Annotated in this window: 18 protein-coding genes; 7 read left to right on the top strand and 11 right to left on the bottom strand. The window is 60.3% G+C overall.

What is annotated here, in order from left to right; all coding sequences use genetic code 11:
- Positions 1-131 precede the first annotated feature (131 nt).
- Both I6L36_RS18165 and dinB read right to left on the bottom strand, forming a co-directional pair.
- Positions 132-2267: a methyl-accepting chemotaxis protein gene (locus I6L36_RS18165; RefSeq protein ID WP_109112119.1), complete on the bottom strand. Its 2136-nt coding sequence runs from the start codon at positions 2265-2267 to the stop codon at positions 132-134.
- A 67-nt stretch (positions 2268-2334) separates the two neighbouring features.
- Positions 2335-3387, bottom strand: coding sequence for a DNA polymerase IV (gene dinB, locus I6L36_RS18160; RefSeq protein ID WP_109112120.1), 1053 nt, complete (start codon positions 3385-3387; stop codon positions 2335-2337).
- Between the two features lie 218 nt (positions 3388-3605).
- Between dinB and I6L36_RS18155 the strand changes: the two genes are divergently transcribed.
- Positions 3606-3818, top strand: coding sequence for a hypothetical protein (locus I6L36_RS18155; RefSeq protein WP_039040708.1), 213 nt, complete (start codon positions 3606-3608; stop codon positions 3816-3818).
- Positions 3819-3899: 81 nt separating this feature from the next.
- On the opposite strand, the gene nqrM is transcribed toward I6L36_RS18155, so the two are convergent.
- From nqrM to I6L36_RS18110, 9 genes are all read right to left on the bottom strand, one after another.
- Positions 3900-4124 (bottom strand): (Na+)-NQR maturation NqrM, encoded by a 225-nt coding sequence (nqrM, locus tag I6L36_RS18150; RefSeq protein WP_010673371.1) that lies wholly within the window; start codon positions 4122-4124, stop codon positions 3900-3902.
- An 11-nt stretch (positions 4125-4135) separates the two neighbouring features.
- Positions 4136-5173 (bottom strand): FAD:protein FMN transferase, encoded by a 1038-nt coding sequence (locus I6L36_RS18145; RefSeq protein WP_109112121.1) that lies wholly within the window; start codon positions 5171-5173, stop codon positions 4136-4138.
- A gap of 3 nt (positions 5174-5176) precedes the next feature.
- Complete coding sequence (gene nqrF / locus I6L36_RS18140) at positions 5177-6400, bottom strand: NADH:ubiquinone reductase (Na(+)-transporting) subunit F (RefSeq protein ID WP_010673369.1); 1224 nt, start codon at positions 6398-6400, stop codon at positions 5177-5179.
- A 17-nt stretch (positions 6401-6417) separates the two neighbouring features.
- Entirely contained in the window at positions 6418-7014 is a 597-nt protein-coding gene (gene nqrE / locus I6L36_RS18135) for an NADH:ubiquinone reductase (Na(+)-transporting) subunit E (RefSeq protein ID WP_005303538.1), read from the bottom strand.
- Between the two features lie 3 nt (positions 7015-7017).
- The gene (locus I6L36_RS18130; RefSeq protein ID WP_005303545.1) at positions 7018-7650 is read right to left on the bottom strand and encodes an NADH:ubiquinone reductase (Na(+)-transporting) subunit D; all 633 of its coding nucleotides are present in this window, start codon (positions 7648-7650) and stop codon (positions 7018-7020) included.
- On the bottom strand, positions 7643-8431 hold the full coding sequence (locus I6L36_RS18125) for a Na(+)-translocating NADH-quinone reductase subunit C (RefSeq protein WP_029313922.1): 789 nt from the start codon (positions 8429-8431) through the stop codon (positions 7643-7645). The genes I6L36_RS18130 and I6L36_RS18125 overlap by 8 nt, the downstream gene beginning before the upstream one ends.
- Positions 8421-9650 carry an NADH:ubiquinone reductase (Na(+)-transporting) subunit B gene (locus I6L36_RS18120; RefSeq protein ID WP_010673367.1) on the bottom strand — a complete coding sequence of 410 codons (1230 nt, stop codon included), beginning with the start codon at positions 9648-9650 and terminating at the stop codon, positions 8421-8423. The genes I6L36_RS18125 and I6L36_RS18120 overlap by 11 nt, the downstream gene beginning before the upstream one ends.
- 3 nt (positions 9651-9653) lie before the next feature.
- Positions 9654-10997 carry a Na(+)-translocating NADH-quinone reductase subunit A gene (locus I6L36_RS18115; protein WP_029313920.1) on the bottom strand — a complete coding sequence of 448 codons (1344 nt, stop codon included), beginning with the start codon at positions 10995-10997 and terminating at the stop codon, positions 9654-9656.
- Positions 10998-11417: 420 nt separating this feature from the next.
- On the bottom strand, positions 11418-11726 hold the full coding sequence (locus I6L36_RS18110) for a BolA family transcriptional regulator (protein WP_010673364.1): 309 nt from the start codon (positions 11724-11726) through the stop codon (positions 11418-11420).
- Between the two features lie 207 nt (positions 11727-11933).
- On the opposite strand from I6L36_RS18110, the gene I6L36_RS18105 reads away from it, so the two are divergent.
- The 6 genes from I6L36_RS18105 to I6L36_RS18080 all read left to right on the top strand — a co-directional run bounded on the left by I6L36_RS18105 (position 11934) and on the right by I6L36_RS18080 (position 17141).
- The gene (locus I6L36_RS18105) at positions 11934-13067 is read left to right on the top strand and encodes a methyltransferase (protein ID WP_109112122.1); all 1134 of its coding nucleotides are present in this window, start codon (positions 11934-11936) and stop codon (positions 13065-13067) included.
- Positions 13068-13091: 24 nt separating this feature from the next.
- Complete coding sequence (locus I6L36_RS18100; protein ID WP_039040711.1) at positions 13092-13664, top strand: YajG family lipoprotein; 573 nt, start codon at positions 13092-13094, stop codon at positions 13662-13664.
- Between the two features lie 14 nt (positions 13665-13678).
- Complete coding sequence (locus I6L36_RS18095; protein WP_109112123.1) at positions 13679-14230, top strand: peptidylprolyl isomerase; 552 nt, start codon at positions 13679-13681, stop codon at positions 14228-14230.
- A 114-nt stretch (positions 14231-14344) separates the two neighbouring features.
- The gene (locus I6L36_RS18090; RefSeq protein WP_042015623.1) at positions 14345-14674 is read left to right on the top strand and encodes a hypothetical protein; all 330 of its coding nucleotides are present in this window, start codon (positions 14345-14347) and stop codon (positions 14672-14674) included.
- A 187-nt stretch (positions 14675-14861) separates the two neighbouring features.
- On the top strand, positions 14862-16163 hold the full coding sequence (locus I6L36_RS18085) for an MFS transporter (protein ID WP_041215845.1): 1302 nt from the start codon (positions 14862-14864) through the stop codon (positions 16161-16163).
- Between the two features lie 156 nt (positions 16164-16319).
- Positions 16320-17141 carry an outer membrane protein OmpK gene (locus I6L36_RS18080; protein ID WP_104454601.1) on the top strand — a complete coding sequence of 274 codons (822 nt, stop codon included), beginning with the start codon at positions 16320-16322 and terminating at the stop codon, positions 17139-17141.
- The last annotated feature ends 101 nt before the right edge of the window (positions 17142-17242 follow it).

Raw genomic sequence — 17242 nt, 5'->3', positions numbered from 1 at the left:
TCGACAGTGATTGTGGTGTTGTGTTTCTTCCTCTGCGGGAAGAAGGGCTAAATCAGGTCGATTTAACCCAGTCTGTCATCTGAATGTGTTTGGCGCCTCCGGTTGGATGGCGCCTTTTTTCTTATCCTCCCCTACACCCGGAACTGGCCCACCAGTTGCTGCTGCTTGTCCGCCAGTTGCGACAGCTCGCGCCCGTTGTCAGCGGAGGTCGCCGCTTCCGCCCGAATGGTATGGCTCACATCGCGAATGTTGCTGACGTTGCGATTGATCTCGTCCGCCACGCCGCTCTGCTCCTGCGCGGCCCTCGCGATCTGCTCATTCATCTGGTGGATGGTGCCGACAGCCTGGATGATCTGCTCCAGCACGCTGACCGACTGCTCCACCTTGGTGAGGGTCAGATCCGCCTGGTGATGACCGGTCAGGATCGCCTTCACCACCGCCTCCGTCCCCGACTGCAACTGGCCGATGAGGTTCTGGATCTCGACGATGGCGTTCTGGGTTCGGCCCGCCAGGTTGCGCACCTCGTCGGCGACCACCGCAAAACCGCGCCCCTGCTCACCGGCTCGGGCCGCCTCGATGGCCGCGTTCAGGGCAAGCAGGTTGGTCTGCTCGGCAATCCCCTGGATCACCACCAGGATGTCGTTGATGTTGTCGCTGTTGGCGGAGAGGTGTTCCACCACTGGTTTGGCGTCGCTTATCACCGTCATCAGTCTGGACATGGCCTCCTGGGTCTGCGCCACCACGGACTTTCCCTCCTGAGCCGCCGTGTCGGCCTCATCGGCCGCCGCCACCGCCGCATTGGCATTGCCGGCGACCTGCAGGGCGGTAGCGCTCAACTCTTCAAACGCGGTCGCCACCAGATCCACCTCCTGATACTGGGACTGCATGCCGGCGCTGGTACGGGCTGCCCCTTGCGCCGCCAGGGCCGCACTGGCCCGAGTGCCCGCAACGGTGTCGATCACCTGGCTGATGGTGGATTGCAGTTTGTCCAGGAAGTTGTTGAACCACTTGGCCAGCTCGCCTATCTCGTCATCCCTGCGCAGATCGATGCGCTGGGTGAGATCCCCCTCCCCGCTGGCGATGTCCTTGAGGCGTGCCACCACGGCACGGATGGGCGCCACGATGCGCTGGGCCATCAGCCAGATGCAGAGCAGGGCGAGCGCCGAAATCCCGCCACCTATCGTGAGCTGGGTGGCCACGATGCGCTGGGCCTGATCCTCAAGCTCCCCTTGCAGTTGCAGGGCCGAGGCGAGCACCACGGCGCGGGGCAGCTCGATATAGGTGCCCCACTTGCGATCCGTACCGCGCATGCTGACCGGCACGAAGGTCTGCAACAGTGCGCCATCCGGGCTCCAGCGCGTCACCACATCTCCCTTGGTCAGCCACCCCTTGAGATCCTGCGCCAGCCCTTGCTGCTCCAGCAGATTGCCAAGGGCGACGGGGAACCCTTCCACGCCGGCCACCCGCCCTTCACTGCTGAGCAGAAGCATCTTGCCCTGCCCCTTGTAGAGGGTCCGGCCCATCTCTTCCACCAGGCTCTGCAGGGTCCCCAGGGAGATGTCGACCCCCACCATGCCAAGCAGGGAGCCCTGGTCCAGCAGCGGCACGGTTACCGAGGTCATCAACACCTGCTGGGTCCCCACCTCGTCCACATAGGGTTCGAGCAGACAGAGCGCCTTGCTGCGGATGCTGCAACTGTACCAGTCGTTCTCAAGGCCGCCGTGTCCGGAGGGCTTGTCGTTGGCCAGTATCGCCTCGTCCATCACCTCCAGGGTCACCTTGCCATCGACCCTGGCCCAATAGCTGGAGAAACGCCCCTTGTCGTTGGCCCCGAGCGCCGTCGACCCCTGATAGTTGTCATCCTCCCCGTCGAGCTGGTTGGGTTCGAATACCGCATAGACACCGAGCAGGTTCGCTGACGACTCCGCCGCATCCTGCAACTGCTGGTTGACGGCATTGCGCAGCGCCTCGGAGTGAACGAAGTTGTCGGCCGCGTTCTTGCGCTGGAACAAGATACCCTCGGCAAGCAGGGTCGCCCTGAAGTAAGCCTCATCGAGGTAGCTGGTCACCCGGGCTGCCTGGGTCGCTCCCATGGCCTGCATCCAGTTTTCTGCCGCGTGCTGCCCCTCCAGGGTGGTGGAGGTGAGCACCTGCTCCTGCATGCGGGCCGCGTTGAAAAGAGAAGAAGCCACCAGCGCGACGGCACTGGCCAGCAGACAGCAACCGGCGATCAGGGTGATCCGTCCCTGAACAGAAAGAGAACTCATGCCACTATTTCCTAACGTCTACAGATGTGAACACTGTATCGGTTTTGGATACAAAAACTTAACTAAATCAGCAGAAATCCAGGCTTAATTGATTGATTTCACCCGCTCCGGGCAAACCAACGACCAGACCGAGCAGGCGAATGGGCTTTCCTTGAGCCCGTTGCAGTCCCTCGTGCAGCAGATCGTGGAAGCGGGCCGCCTGATAACTCCCCTTGCGATAAACGGTGGTCTGGTGAAAATCGGCAAACTTCAGCTTGATCCCCTGCCCCATCAGCATCTCCGCAGGGCAGGCCTTGGCAAAACGCTGCTCCAGCTCGGGAATGAGCCGGCTAAGCACCTGCCAGCAGGCGTCCTCGTCCAGCACGTCGCTGGCGAGCGTCGTCTCCACACCGATGCTCTTGCGCACCCGCCTGGCCTGCACCGGCTGATCGTCATGCCCCCAGATGCGGCCGGCCAGCATCTCCCCGAGCTTGCCGAAACGGGCGATCAGCTCCTCGTTGCCGAGCTGGCGGGCATCTTCGCACGAATACAGCCCGAGGGACTCCAGCCGCTCTGCCGTCTTGCGGCCGATGCCGGGCAACTTGCCAAGAGGGAGCTGACGCACGAACTCGTCCACCTCCTGGGGGCGGATGACGAACAGGCCGTCAGGCTTGCGCTGCTCCGAGGCGAGCTTGGCCAGAAACTTGTTCCGCGCCACACCGGCCGAGGCAGTCAACCCAAGCTCGGCGCTGATGGCGGCGCGGATCTCCGCCGCCATCATGGTGGCGCTGCCACCGCAGCGGGGACTCTGGGTCACGTCGAGATAGGCTTCATCGAGGGAGAGCGGCTCCACCTGCTCGGTGTAGCGCAGGAAGATGGCGCGCAACTGGCGCGAAGTTTCTTTGTAGACGGCCATCCGCCCGGGGATCAGCACCAATGGCGGACAAAGCTTTCTGGCCAGGGCGCTCGGCATGGCGGAGCGCACCCCGAAGCGGCGCGCCACGTAGTTGCAGGTGGAGATGACCCCGCGTCGGTCGGCGGCGCCACCAATGGCGAGCGGCACCTCCCTGAGGGCCGGGTTGTCCCGCATCTCCACCGCGGCGAAGAAGCAGTCCATGTCGATGTGAATGATCTTGCGCATGGCCGTGTCTGTTGCTATGTCGACAGCCTCCCGAACAGATCATAGGGATAGACCCTGGGCATCCGGCGAGGAGACATGTCGAACGCCAAAAATACTGTATGGATAACCAGTTGGACGTTCCATGCTACCCCAAGCCTGTCATTTCTGCCAGTCTGCGCGCGGGCGCGGCGGCATAGACTCTCAAGGCCACATCCACACGAGACTCAAGGAGGAGAAGCATGAGCATCATCCGGGCGGGGCTCTGCCTGCTGCTGTTGCCGCTAGCGACCATGGCCAAGGATCACCCGACAGCCGAATGCAGCTGGCTGTACAAGCGCATCGAGATACTGGAAACCGCCATCAGGCAGGGAGATGAACTGGGCACCAGGGAAGAGCTGGCAAAGCGAAAGAAAGAGTTCAAGGCAAAGGCATGCAGCCAATATGACTACTGACCCCATGCCACATATAAAAACGAGCCGACCCAGGGGTCGGCTCGTTTCGTTGCAAGGCTGCCTTCAGAGCGATATCCACCGTTAGATGATGCGGTTGTCCACCAGCATCTTGCGACGGGCCTCTTCTTTGGCCATCTTCTTCTTGCGGTTGTCACAAGGCTCGGGGCAGTCGCACTCCTTCTCGATCCCGATGGAACCCAGGCCGCCACAGGAGCCGGAGATGGACTTGCGCTGGAAAATGTAGCCGATGGCCATGGCCACCACGACCATCAGAAACACCCCGAAGGTGATCAGAAAGATCTGCATGTAGTTACCCCTTACTTCTTGACCAGATATGGTTTGAAGGCATCCGAATAGGCCTCTTCGAACCCGTCATCCGTCTTGGTGATGGTGAAGATGGCCAGCCCCCGTTCCTTGGCATAGGCCAGGCTCTTCTCCGGCCCCATGACCATGAACACGGTCGCCAACCCGTCTGCAGTCATGCAGGAGGGGTGGATGACGGTCACCGACACCAGGCGGTGCTGGATGGGCTTGCCCGTCAGCGGATCCATGGTGTGGGAGAAGCGCTTGCCGTCCAGCTCGTAATAGTTGCGGTACTCGCCCGAGGTGGCCACCCCGTTGTCACCGGGCAGGATCACCTCCTGTACGGAACCGGCATTGACGGTCGGCTTCTCGATGGCGACACGCCAGGGATGCCCCTTGCCGTTGACACCATTGATGCGCAGCTCGCCGCCGATCTCCACCAGATAGTTGCGCGCCCCCTGGGACTCCAGGTACTCGGCCACCTTGTCCACGCCAAACCCCTTGGCAATGGCGGAGAGATCCACGTAGAGGTCCGGGATGTCCTTTTGCAGGGTATCGGCATCGGCAGAGGTTATCACATGCAGATTGCCAAGGCCCGTCTTCTGCCGGGTCTGGGCGATCAGCTCGTCGGACGGCACCTTGGTCGGTCTGGCATCCGGCCCAAAGCCCCACAGATTGACCAGAGGACCGACGGTGACATCCAGCGCCCCGCGGCTCTCGCGGCCAATGTGAATGGCCTCGGTCACCACCCGCGCGGTATCGCGGGAAACCACCACAGGGGTATTGCTCTTGTGCTGGTTGAAGCGTGACAGCTCGGAATCCGGGCGATAGGTCGACATCTGATCGTTGACCCGCTCCAGCAAGACGTCGACCTCGGCTTGCAGCCTGGCGGCATCCTGAACAGCGCTATCTGCCACCTTGATGGAGTAGTAGGTACCCATGGTGCTGCCGGTGATGTGGATCTCCGGCTTCGATTGGACCGTTTCCTGACCGCACCCAGTCAAGAAAAAGGCTAGCCCGAAGGCTAGCCAGGTCTTTACAACGCTGCGCATGGATTAACCACCGAAGTCATCCAGCAGGATGTTCTCGTCTTCAACACCGAGGTTTTTCAGCATGTTGATGACGGCGGCGTTCATCACGGGAGGCCCGCACATGTAGAACTCGCAATCCTCAGGCGCCTCGTGGTTCTTGAGGTAGTTCTCGAACAACACGTTGTGGATGAAGCCGGTGTAGCCATCCCAGTTGTCTTCCGGTTGCGGATCGGACAGGGCGACGTGCCACTGGAAGTTGTCGTTCTCGGCCTGCAGCATGTCGAAGTCTTCGACATAGAACATCTCGCGCTTGGAACGGGCACCGTACCAGAAGCTCATCTTGCGCTTGGTCTTCAGACGGCGCAGCTGGTCGAAGATGTGGGAGCGCATCGGCGCCATACCCGCACCACCACCGACGAACACCATTTCGGCGTCGGTGTCCTTGGCAAAGAACTCGCCGAACGGACCGGAGATGGTCACCTTGTCACCGGCCTTCAGGCTGAAGATGTAGGAAGACATCTGGCCGGGAGGGGCAGTCCAGTTGCTGGGCGGCGGGGTTGCGATCCGCACGTTCAGCATGATGATGCCGAACTCTTCCGGATAGTTCGCCATGGAGTAGGCACGGATGATCGGCTCGTTGACCTTGGACTCCAGCTCGAAGATCTTGAAGCGATCCCAGTCGCCACGATACTCCTCGGGAATATCGAAGTTCTTGTACTGCACGTGGTGGGCAGGCGCTTCGATCTGGATATAACCACCGGCGCGGAACGGCACGCTCTCACCATCCGGGATCTGCAGCTTGAGCTCCTTGATGAAGGTGGCCTTGTTGTCATTGGAGATGACGGTACAGTCCCACTTCTTCACGCCGAAGATCTCTTCCGGCAGCTCGATGTCCATGTCGGAGCGGACGGTGACCTGGCAGGCCAGACGCTCGCCATGACGGGCTTCGCCCTTGCTGATGTGATCCAGCTCGGTCGGCAGGATGTCGCCGCCGCCGGATTTCACACGCACCTTGCACTGACCACAGGAGCCGCCGCCGCCACAGGCGGAGGAGACGAAGATACCACTGCCGGCGAGCACGCCAAGCAGCTTGCCACCCGCCGGGCTGGTCACAGCCTTGGCCGGGTCGCCGTTGATGCTGATTGTCACGTCACCGGCGGTCACCAGCTTGGACTTGGCGAACAGAATGACTGCCACCAAGGCCAGCAGGATCACGGTGAACATGACCACACCCAGAATAATTTCCATCTATATTTCCTTTCCGATTACAGGGAAATACCAGAGAAGGACATGAAGCCCAGCGCCATCAGACCCGCGGTGATGAAGGTGATGCCAAGGCCACGCAGGCCTTCCGGAACATCGGAATATTTCATCTTCTCGCGGATCCCTGCCATCGCGACGATGGCCAGCATCCAGCCTGCACCCGAACCCACGCCATAGACCACGGACTCAACGAAGTTGTAGTCACGCTGCACCATGAAGGAGACGCCGCCGAAGATGGCGCAGTTCACGGTGATGAGCGGCAGGAAGATACCGAGGGCGTTGTAGAGGGCCGGGAAGTACTTGTCCAGGGCCATCTCCAGGATCTGTACCAGGGCCGCGATCACCCCGATGAAGGTGATGAAGCTCAGGAAACTCAGATCCAGACCGGATACCAGGGCACCGTCTTTAAGCACGTAGTTGTAGATCAGGTTGTTGGCCGGGACGGCAACGGTCTGAACCACGATAACGGCAATCCCCAGGCCCATGGCGGTCTTGACCTTCTTGGACACCGCCAGGAAGGTACACATCCCCAAGAAGAAGGAGAGCGCCAGGTTCTCGATGAAGATCGAGCGAATCAACAGACTGATATAGTGTTCCATACCTTAATCCTTCGCCTCCACCTGCTTGGGATCCTTGGTGCGCACGCCCCAGATGATCAGACCAATGATGAAGAACGCACTCGGCGGCAGCAGCAGCAGGCCGTTGGGCACATACCAGCCACCATTGTTCACCAGCGGCAGCAGCTCGATGCCGAACCAGGTGCCGGAACCCAGGATCTCGCGCACGGTGGCCACGGTCAGCAGCACGGCGCCATAACCCAGACCGTTGCCGATACCGTCCAGGAAGGAGGGCAGCGGGGCACTCTTCATGGCGTAGGCTTCGGCACGACCCATCACGATACAGTTGGTGATGATGAGGCCGACGAACACCGACAGTTGCTTGGAGATGTCATAGGCATACGCCTTGAGCACCTGGTCAACCACGATAACCAGCGAGGCAATCACCGCCATCTGGGCGATGATCCGCACGCTGTTCGGGATCTGGTTGCGGATCAGGGAGATGAACAGGTTGGAGAAGGCGGTGACCGCGGTAACGGCCAGCGTCATCACGAACGCCGTCTTCATCTGGCTGGTAACGGCCAGCGCGGAACAGACACCCAGCACCTGCAGTGCGATGGGGTTGTTGCCGAGCACAGGCGTCAACAGCAACTTTTTCATTTCGCTCTTGTCAGCCATTGTTGATTTCTCCTGCACGTACCTTGGCCAGGAAGGGACCGAAGCCCTTGGGGCCCATCCAGAAGTCGAAGGTGTGCTGTACACCATTACCGGTCAGGGTTGCACCAGACAGGCCGTCGATTTCATGCTCGGAACCAGCCGGAGCATGGCCCTTGATCACCCGCAGCGCAGGCTGACCGTTCTGGTCGAACAGCTTCTTGCCGACGAACAGTTCGCGCCAGGCCGGGTTCTCGATCTCGCCACCCAGACCCGGGGTTTCACCGTGGTCATAGTAGGTGATGCCCTTGATGGTCTGACCGTCGGCCGCGACCGCTACGAAGGCATACATGGTGGACCACAGACCCTGGCCGTAGATCGGCAGGATGATGTTGTCGACCTTGCCTTCGGCATCTTTCGCGAAGAACACGGGAACCAGCTTGGAGATCTGACGCAGGCCGGCCTTGTCGTCGGCCGGGGCCAGACGGATGCTCTTGGCCGGATCCTTGGCGGCGACTTTGGTGTCGAAGTTGTCGGCGTCGCCGTCAACGAACTCACCGCTGGTCAGATCCACCAGACGCGCTTCAATCTTGTCGCCATAGAGCTGGGCCAGATCACGCTTGGCCACGGCGCTGATGTCGACGCCGGCGACGGACAGGATGTTGCTTTGCTTGTCCAGTGCCTTGTTTTCCAGCTGGGCCGGACGCAGACCCACGGCAGCCACGGAGACCACGATGGAGCAGACCAGACACAGACCGGTCACTACGGCGAGGGTGCCGGTAGTAGAGTCTTTATTAAACGCCACGTGCGATCCTCCGCTTGATGTTCGCCTGCGCCACGAAATGGTCAAACAAGGGGGCAAACAGGTTGGCGAACAGAATGGCCAGCATCATGCCTTCCGGGAAGGCGGGGTTCACTACCCGGATCAGCACCACCATCACGCCGATCAGGGCGCCATACCACCACTTGCCCTTGTTGGTGAAGGCAGCGGAAACGGGGTCGGTCGCCATGAAGGCCATGCCGAACGCGAAGCCACCCAGCACCAGGTGCCAGTGCCACGGCATGCTGAACATGGGGTTGGTATCGGAACCGATGACGTTGAACAGCAGGGAGGTCGCAACCATGCCGACCATGACGCCGGCGATGATGCGCCAGGAGGCGATACGCATGTAGACGATCATGGCCGCACCGATGAGGATCATCAGGGTGGAAACTTCACCGATGGAACCGGGCAGGTTGCCAAGGAAGGCGTCCATCCAGCTGATGGCTTCACCGGTGGCACCGTTGATCAGCGCCATCTGGCCGCCCTGGGCCCACTGGCTCAGTGCGGTTGCGCCGGAGAAGCCGTCAACGGCAACCCAGACCGCATCGCCGGAGATTTGACCCGGGTAGGCGAAGAACAGGAAGGCACGACCCGCCAGCGCAGGGTTCAGGAAGTTTTTGCCGGTACCACCGAACACTTCCTTGGCCAGCACCACACCGAAGGTGATACCCAGGGCAGCTTGCCACAGGGGCAGCTCGGGCGGCACGATCAGGGCAAACAGGATGGAGGTCACGAAGAAGCCTTCGTTGATCTCGTGCTTGCGCACCATGGCGAACAGCACTTCCCAGAAACCACCGACGATGAAGACGGTGATGTAGATCGGGAAGAAGTGCGCCGCACCGATCAGCATCTTGCTGCCGATGCCGGCGACGGCCGGATCCAGCGAGGCACCGAACAGGGTGGCCAGGGCGTATTGCCAGGAATCGGCACCGGCCGCGCTGCCCATGTGGGCGATGGCGGCGATGGACTGGTTGCCGACGTTGTACATGCCCCAGAACATGGCCGGGAACACAGCCAGCCACACCATGATCATCATGCGCTTCAGATCGATCGCATCACGGACGTGGGCGGCATTGCGGGTCACGGAACCCGGGGTATAAAACAGGGTGTACGCCGCTTCGAACAGGGCATAGTACTTGGCGTACTTGCCACCCGGCTCGAAGTGATGTTCCATATTTTCAAGAAGTTGCTTGAAACTCATCGCTTAACCTTCCAGTTCGATCTTGGTCAGGCACTCACGCAAGACGGGGCCGTACTCTGTCTTGCCGGGGCAGACGAAGGTACAGAGCGCCAAATCTTCCTCATCCAGCTCCAGGCAGCCGAGCGCCTGCGCGCTGTCGGTGTCACCGGAGATCAGATCCCGCAGCAGCAGGGTCGGCAGGATGTCGAGCGGCATCACACGCTCATAGTTGCCGATAGGCACCATGGAGCGATCACTACCGTTGGTGGTGGTAGTGAAGTTGATGAGTTTGCCCTTCATCAGGTGAGAGAGGGTGGTACGGGTGATGGAGAACTTGTTGGCACTGGGTTTGACCCAGCCCATGAACTCTTTCTCACGGCCTTCGCCCAGCACGCTCACCTGGTTGTGGAAGCGACCCAGATAGTCATGGACCCCTTCGGCCTTGGCACCGCTCAGCAGGGAACCGGAGATGATGCGGTTTTCGTCCGCACGCAGCTCGTTGTTGGTCAGCTGGCTGAGGCTGGCACCCAGACGGGTACGCAGCAGACGCGGCTTGATGACGTTCGGGCCAGCCAGGGAGATCACCTTGTCGGTGAAGATCTGGCCAGTGGTGAACAGCTTGCCGTAAGCGATCACGTCCTGATAGTTGATGTGCCACTGCACCTTGTTGGCACCGACCGGATCCAGGAAGTGGATGTGGGTGCCCGGCAGACCGGCGGGATGCGGACCGACGAACACTGCTTCCTTGACCTGGGCCAGGGAGGAGTGCGGCAGGCTGGCTTCGCCCTTGCAGACGTGGACGGTACCATCGGTCAGGCGGGTCAGCACGGCCAGACCGTCGAGGAAGGCCTGGGCCTGCTCCTTGATGATCAGCTCCGCACTGGCGGCCAACGGGTTGGTGTCCATGGCGGTAACGAAGATGGCGCGCGGGGTGGAGCCCACGGCCGGCACCTTGCTGAACGGGCGGGTACGCAGCGCGGTCCATTGGCCTGATGCGACCAGGATCTCCTGCACCTTGCTGCGCTCGAGCTGTGCCAGCTCGGCGGAGGCAAAATGCTCAAAGGTCACCTGCTCGTCGGACCCATCGATGTCGATGACAACGGACTGGAGAACACGCTTGGCACCACGGTTGATCTCAGAAACCACACCGGTGGCAGGGGCCGTGAATTTAACGCCGGGATTCTTCTTATCTTCGAAGAGCTCCTGACCTTTAATGACGCGATCACCTACTTTGACAAACATAGTAGGACGCATCCCCACGAACTCTTCGCCGAGTGTAGCAACACGGGTGATGGCCGGGCCATCGTAGATTACTTGCTCCGGAGCACCCAGCACGGGGATGTCCAGTCCTCTTTTAATTGTAATCATACTCACTTGCACTACCGTTAAGGGAAGACAGGTTGGTTAGCGCCGAGAAATACATCACGACGAGTTGTTGAATGAGCCCGTCAACATCGCGGAAAGCTGTCGAAGAAATAAACAAATCAGCAACATACAGGATCATTCAAAAGCACCTGAGTTTACCACCTTAGGCGAGTTAGCCGCCACGCCAAATGGGGAAAATCCCCGCCCTATCACAAAATTAACCTTCACTGAATATTTCGCGCACGTCCTTGCAAACCGTGGTTTTAAAGGACTTTTCGCAAAACCAACCATATAGAGGTATTCTTCAGGCACAAGAAAAAGGATTAGAAAAAATAATGCTCCTCCCCCTCATCCCTGGCTGCACACCATTCGTGATAGCGCTGTTAATGGCCCGAGGAAGGCGCCATCAGAAGGTCCAACGGCTCACGCAAAGGGGGATTTGCTGACGCAACCCGGCGTCTTTGGCGCCTGCTCCCGGGCCTGCCACTCGGATTCGGTATAGGTATGCAGCGCCAATGCATGAATGGCTCCCGCCAACTCGTCGGCCAGCACCCCGTTCACCTGACGATGGCGCCCCAGCAAACGCTGTCCCTCAAACGCCTGGCTCACCACGACTACCTTGAAGTGGCTTTCGGAGCCCGGTGCCACCCTGTGCATGTAGCTTTCATTGATCACTTCCAGGTGGCTCGGGGAGAGCGCGGCGGCCAGCTTGGCCTCTATCTGTTGTTGCATGCTCACGGTAAGGACTCCTCGTTGAATATCCGGCCATTGTAGCCAGGGTTGTGCGCCCGATGCATCAGGTACGAAGGATCCGCTCGCTCTCGCCGTACCGGACTGGTGAATTTCTCCGCCGCCGCTAGAATAGCGCCACTTTCACCGCTGCCGGGCAACACGGGGCAGACGGTCGCCATTCATCAATCACACGTTGGACTCTTGCCTATGCAAACCCTGCTCGACACGGCCCACTGCCGCCTGACCCTGTATCGTTACCCGCGGCAGAGCCAGGATCCCCTGCAGGCCTGGGATGCGGCGGACGAGTACCTGATAAGCCACCTTGCCGAATCGCAGCAGGCACCTGACGGCCCCGTCATCATCATGAACGACGGCTTCGGTGCCCTGGCCGGCTATCTGCATGCCCACGCCCCCGTCTGCGTGACCGACTCCCACATCAGCGAGCGGGCCACCCTGGCCAATCTGGCGGAAAACGGGCTGGATCCCCACGCCATCACCCTGCAGGATGCCCTGGCCCCCCTGCCCGATGCCCCCGTCCTGGTGGTGATCAAGGTCTCCAAGTATCAGGCGCTGCTGGAGCAGCAACTGCTTGCCCTGCGCGGGGTCGTGACCCCTGCGACCCGCATCATTGCTGCCGGCAAGGCCAAGGACATCCACACCTCCACCCTCAAGCTGTTCGAAAAGTATCTGGGGGAGACCCGCACCTCGCTCGCCTGGAAGAAGGCACGCCTCATTCATTGCACCCCGGCCGCCGAGCGCCCGTCCCTGACCAGTCCCTTCCCGACCGTCTGGCCGCTGGAAGGCACCGACATGCTCATCCACAACCATGCCAACGTGTTCTCGCGCACGAGCCTGGATATCGGCGCCCGCTTCATGCTGGACAACCTGCCCATCCACAGTGCCCGCAGAGTGATCGATCTGGGATGTGGCAATGGCGTGCTCGGGCTCTCCCTGCTCGCGCGCGACAGCGAGGTGGAGGTGACCTTCATCGACGAATCCCGGATGGCGGTGGCGTCCGCACGGCTCAACGTCGAGCACAACCTGCCCGATGCCCTGCCCCGTGCCCACTTCATGGTCAACAACTGTCTCGATGACGTTCCCGTCGGGGCAGCGGACAGGATCCTCTGCAATCCCCCCTTCCATCAGTTGCAGGCGATCACCGATCACATCGCCTGGCAGATGTTCAGCGATGCCCACCGGGTGTTGCCTCAGGGGGGCGAACTCTGGATAGTAGGCAACCGTCATCTGGACTATCACAACAAACTCAAGCGCCTGTTTGGCAACGCACAAGTCGTTGCGTCGAACAGCAAATTCGTTATTTTGAAAGCCATCAAACGCTAAAGATAAAGCTAAAGGAAACCCATGATGAAAAAGTCACTCTTGCTGCTGGCCGCTCTGGTATTGGGCGGTTGTGCTACTCACTGGCCCGAGAGCGCCCTGCTCAACCCGCAAGTCATCCCCTCCAACCAGCAGTACTACTCCGGCAACCGCATCACCATGGAAGGGGTGGACAAACGTGAAGCCGCCTATGTTTTCTCCATCAAGAAAAAAGAGAAGGCCCCTGTGCTGGTGAACAGCAGTCAGCCTCTCAACAGCCTGCTGGCTGAAAAACTGGCGGAAGGGCTGCGCAGCCAGGGCCTGGAAGTGGGCAACAGCGGCACCACCAACCTGACGCTGGCCATCTCCACTGCCGCCGTCACCGTGGAAGAGAAGACCTTCACCTATGTCACCAAGTCCCGCGTCAGCCTGCAGGTGATTGCCGACTTCCAGGGCAGCAAGCTGACCAAGCAGTTCAACATGTCCTCCAGCAAGGAGGGCCCGGGCGAACCGAGCATGGCCGATCTGGAATCCACTCTGAACCAGCAGCTGGGCAGCGTGCTGCAGCAGATCATGGCCGACGAGGCACTGCGCGGTTATCTCAAGGGCCAGCCGAGCTGAGCGAGGACATATAAATGAAGAAACTCTGGTTACTGGTCACCCTGATCGCCCCCCTGGCTTTTGCCGGTCAAAAAGTCCAGATGGAGACCAACCATGGCACCATCGTCGTGGAGCTGGCCCCCAAACTGGCGCCCCAGACCGTGAAGAACTTCCTGCGCTACGCGGCAGACGGCAGCTATGACGGTAGCCTGTTCCACCGGGTGATCCAGAACTTCGTGGTGCAGGGTGGGGGCTACAACCAGCAGTTCCAGCCCCTGCCGACCTTCGATCCCGTGGTCAACGAGTCCAGAGGCGGCCTGCCCAACAAGCGCGGCACCATCGCCATGGCCCGCACCCAGGCGGTCGACAGCGCCACTCGCCAGTTCTATTTCAATCTGGTGGACAACGACAACCTCAACGCTAATGCCGGCGCCGGTTACACCGTGTTCGGCCAGGTCGTGAAGGGGATGGAGGTGCTGGACAAACTGGCCCAGGTCCAGACCGGCTACAGCTCCATCCTGCGTGCCAACGACGTCCCCACCAGCCCCATCATCCTGAAGAAAGTGGTGCTGCTCGCGGACAAATAACGCGGCCCGGATCACATTCCACCGCGTCCCTGAACGGGTCACCAATCTCTTTTTCTATACTCTGCTCCCCGATGTGTGCCACGCATCGGGGAGCAGAACCAGAAGGAGGAGCCGGTGACCTGTCATGATTACATAACCCAACACGCCGGCCCGCTGGCCCAGGCGGTTCGCCATTTTCTGGCACGCAAGATTCCCTATCAGCAGCTGGAAGACTTGAGTTGGCAGCTCCTCTCCCATTGGCAGGCGCTCTGCGTGATCCCCATGGACAAAGCCCCCGCCAACGAGCAGGAAGGGGTGTTCTGGCATCTGCTTCACAGCCTGCACCTGTGGGATGAGCAGCACCTCCTCTGTGATGACGCGCTGCGTCTGCAACTCATGGCCTGCGCCAATTTTCTCGCCGACGGGGGCCCCTGCCCGCACCACTGCATCGGCTCACGCCCCTGAAACCTGCCGCTCCCCCCTCGGCTTGCCTTGGCTACGCCTGCCGAACCTGACAAAATGACCCCCTTTTCCCCGAGGAGTCAGGCAGTTGAACAATCTCCGCCCGCCCAGCCACACACCGGGCCGCGCCACCCGCTGGCGAGATGCCCTCGCCGTCTATCTGGAAGCGCGGGTACTCATCCTGTTTGCCATGGGATTCTCCTCCGGCCTGCCCTTGCTGCTGGTCTTTGGCACCCTCTCGTTCTGGCTGCGCGAAGCGGATGTCAGCCTGACCGACATCGGCTACATGAGCTGGGTAGCGCTGGCCTACGGTTTCAAGTGGCTGTGGTCGCCCCTGGTGGATCGGCTGCCCCTGCCCCTGCTGTCACGGCTGCTTGGGCGGCGACGCAGCTGGATGCTGTTCTCCCAGGTGCTGATCGCCCTCTCCCTGGTGGGGATGGCCTATTGCGATCCCAAGACCCAGCTCGCCCAGCTGGCCCTCTTCGCCCTGCTGGTGGCCTTCTCCTCTGCCACCCAGGACATCGTCATCGACGCCTATCGCATCGAATCCGCTCCCGAGCGGCTGCAGGCGGCCATGGCCGCGTCCTATATGACGGGGTATCGACTCGCCATGATCATGGCGGGAGCGGGGGCGCTTGCGCTGGCGGCCTGGCTCGGCAGCAACAGCGGCTATGACTATCGCGGCTGGCAGCTCACCTATCTGCTGATGGGAGGGCTGATGTCTCTTGGCATCCTCACCACCCTGATGAGTCACGAGCCGCAGATCGATCTCAAGAGTCAGGACGAGCAGCAGATGGCGCGCAAGGCCACCCTGCTGGCACGGGGTTGGTCACCCACGCTGGCCGGGCTGGGGGCCTGGACCTACGAGGCCATCTGGTGTCCCTTCGCCGACTTCTTCCGCCGCTACGGCTCCTCGGCCCTGCTGATCCTGGGGCTTATCGCCTGCTATCGCATCTCGGACGTGGTGATGGGGGTGATGTCCAACAGCTTCTATGTGGATCTGCAGTTCAGCAAGACGGAAGTGGCCACCATCACCAAGGTCTATGGCGTCATCATGACGCTGGTGGGAGCCGCGCTCGGGGGCGTGCTGGTGATGCGCTTTGGCACCCTGCGCATCCTGTTCCTCGGCGCCGTGCTGACCGCCAGCACCAACCTGCTGTTCGCTCTCCTCAACGAAGTGGGCCACAACCTGGAGCTGCTGACTCTGATCATCTCGCTGGACAACCTCAGCGCCGGCATCGCCACGGCTGCGTTTGTGACCTATCTCTCGAGTCTCACCAACGTCGCCTTCTCCGCCACCCAGTACGCCCTGTTCAGCTCCATCATGCTATTGCTGCCCAAGTTGCTGGCGGGGTTTTCCGGTCGGGTAGTGGAGCAGATCGGCTACAGCCACTTCTTCATCGGCACCAGTCTGCTCGGTATTCCGGTGATGATCCTGATCATCATGGTTGCCAAACGAGGCAGCACCTTGTCACCACAAACGCACAAATAGCAAGCGTTTGCGCATTTTAGGGGGTGATTAGATTCACAAATCCTGACAAAGTTCCCTGGTGCTTGTTTATCCGTTGAATTTATTTGGCTAGAATCCCTCCCGCTCCTTGTGGGCAGGCTACGGAAAACCTCAACTAACGCACAAGAGACCAATAAAATGGCCAAATTTACCAAGACTCTGATCGCTGCCGGTCTGCTGGCTGCCTCCGCCACTCCGGCCTTCGCTGCCGACTACAGCGGCGACATCCACAAGAACGACTACAAGTGGGTGCAATTCAACGTGATGCACACCATCGACCAGCGCCCCTACATGGGCAGCGACTACAATGACACCTACTTCGAAATGGAATTCGGTGGTCGTTCCGGCCTATTTGACTTGTACGGTTACGTCGACGTCTTCGATATCTTCGACTCCCGTCACAGCGACAAGCACGGTGGCCAGAACATCTTTATGAAGTTCGCTCCGCGTCTGTCCCTGGATGCGCTGACTGGTAAAGACCTGTCCTTTGGTCCGGTTCAAGAGCTGTATATCGCCTCCCTGAACAACGTTGACGACTCCATGATGGAAAACCAAATCGGTCTGGGCGCTGACGTCATGGTTCCGTGGTTCGGCAAGGTCGGTATGAACCTGTACGCACGTCACGCCACCGAGAGCAGCTTCGACACTGAAGAAGGCAAGTGGAACGGTTATCAGTTCTCCATGAACTGGTTCAAACCCTTCTACACCTTCTCCAACGGTTCCTTCCTGTCCTATCAGGGTTACCTGGACTACCTGTTCGGTCGTGACACCTACGACAACGAGAACCAAAACGAGACTGGCGTGGCCACCTTCCACGGCCTGTACTGGCACTCCGACCGCTACGCCGTCGGTTACGGTCTGAAGTACTTCAACGACGTATACGGTCTCAAGAACGGTGCCTTTGGCGGTCTGAACACCACTGGTTTCGGCCACTACTTCTCCGTGACCTACAAGTTCTAATCGAACCTGTCGTCGACGGACGCAAAAAACCGGAGCCATGGCTCCGGTTTTTTTATGGCTTGATGCCGGGAGAAGGGGGAGAGCTTACCCTCCCCGCCCGC

This window comes from Aeromonas sp. FDAARGOS 1406 (assembly GCF_019048565.1).
Lineage (GTDB): Bacteria > Pseudomonadota > Gammaproteobacteria > Enterobacterales > Aeromonadaceae > Aeromonas > Aeromonas caviae.
This window is presented reverse-complemented; position numbering and strand designations above follow the sequence as displayed.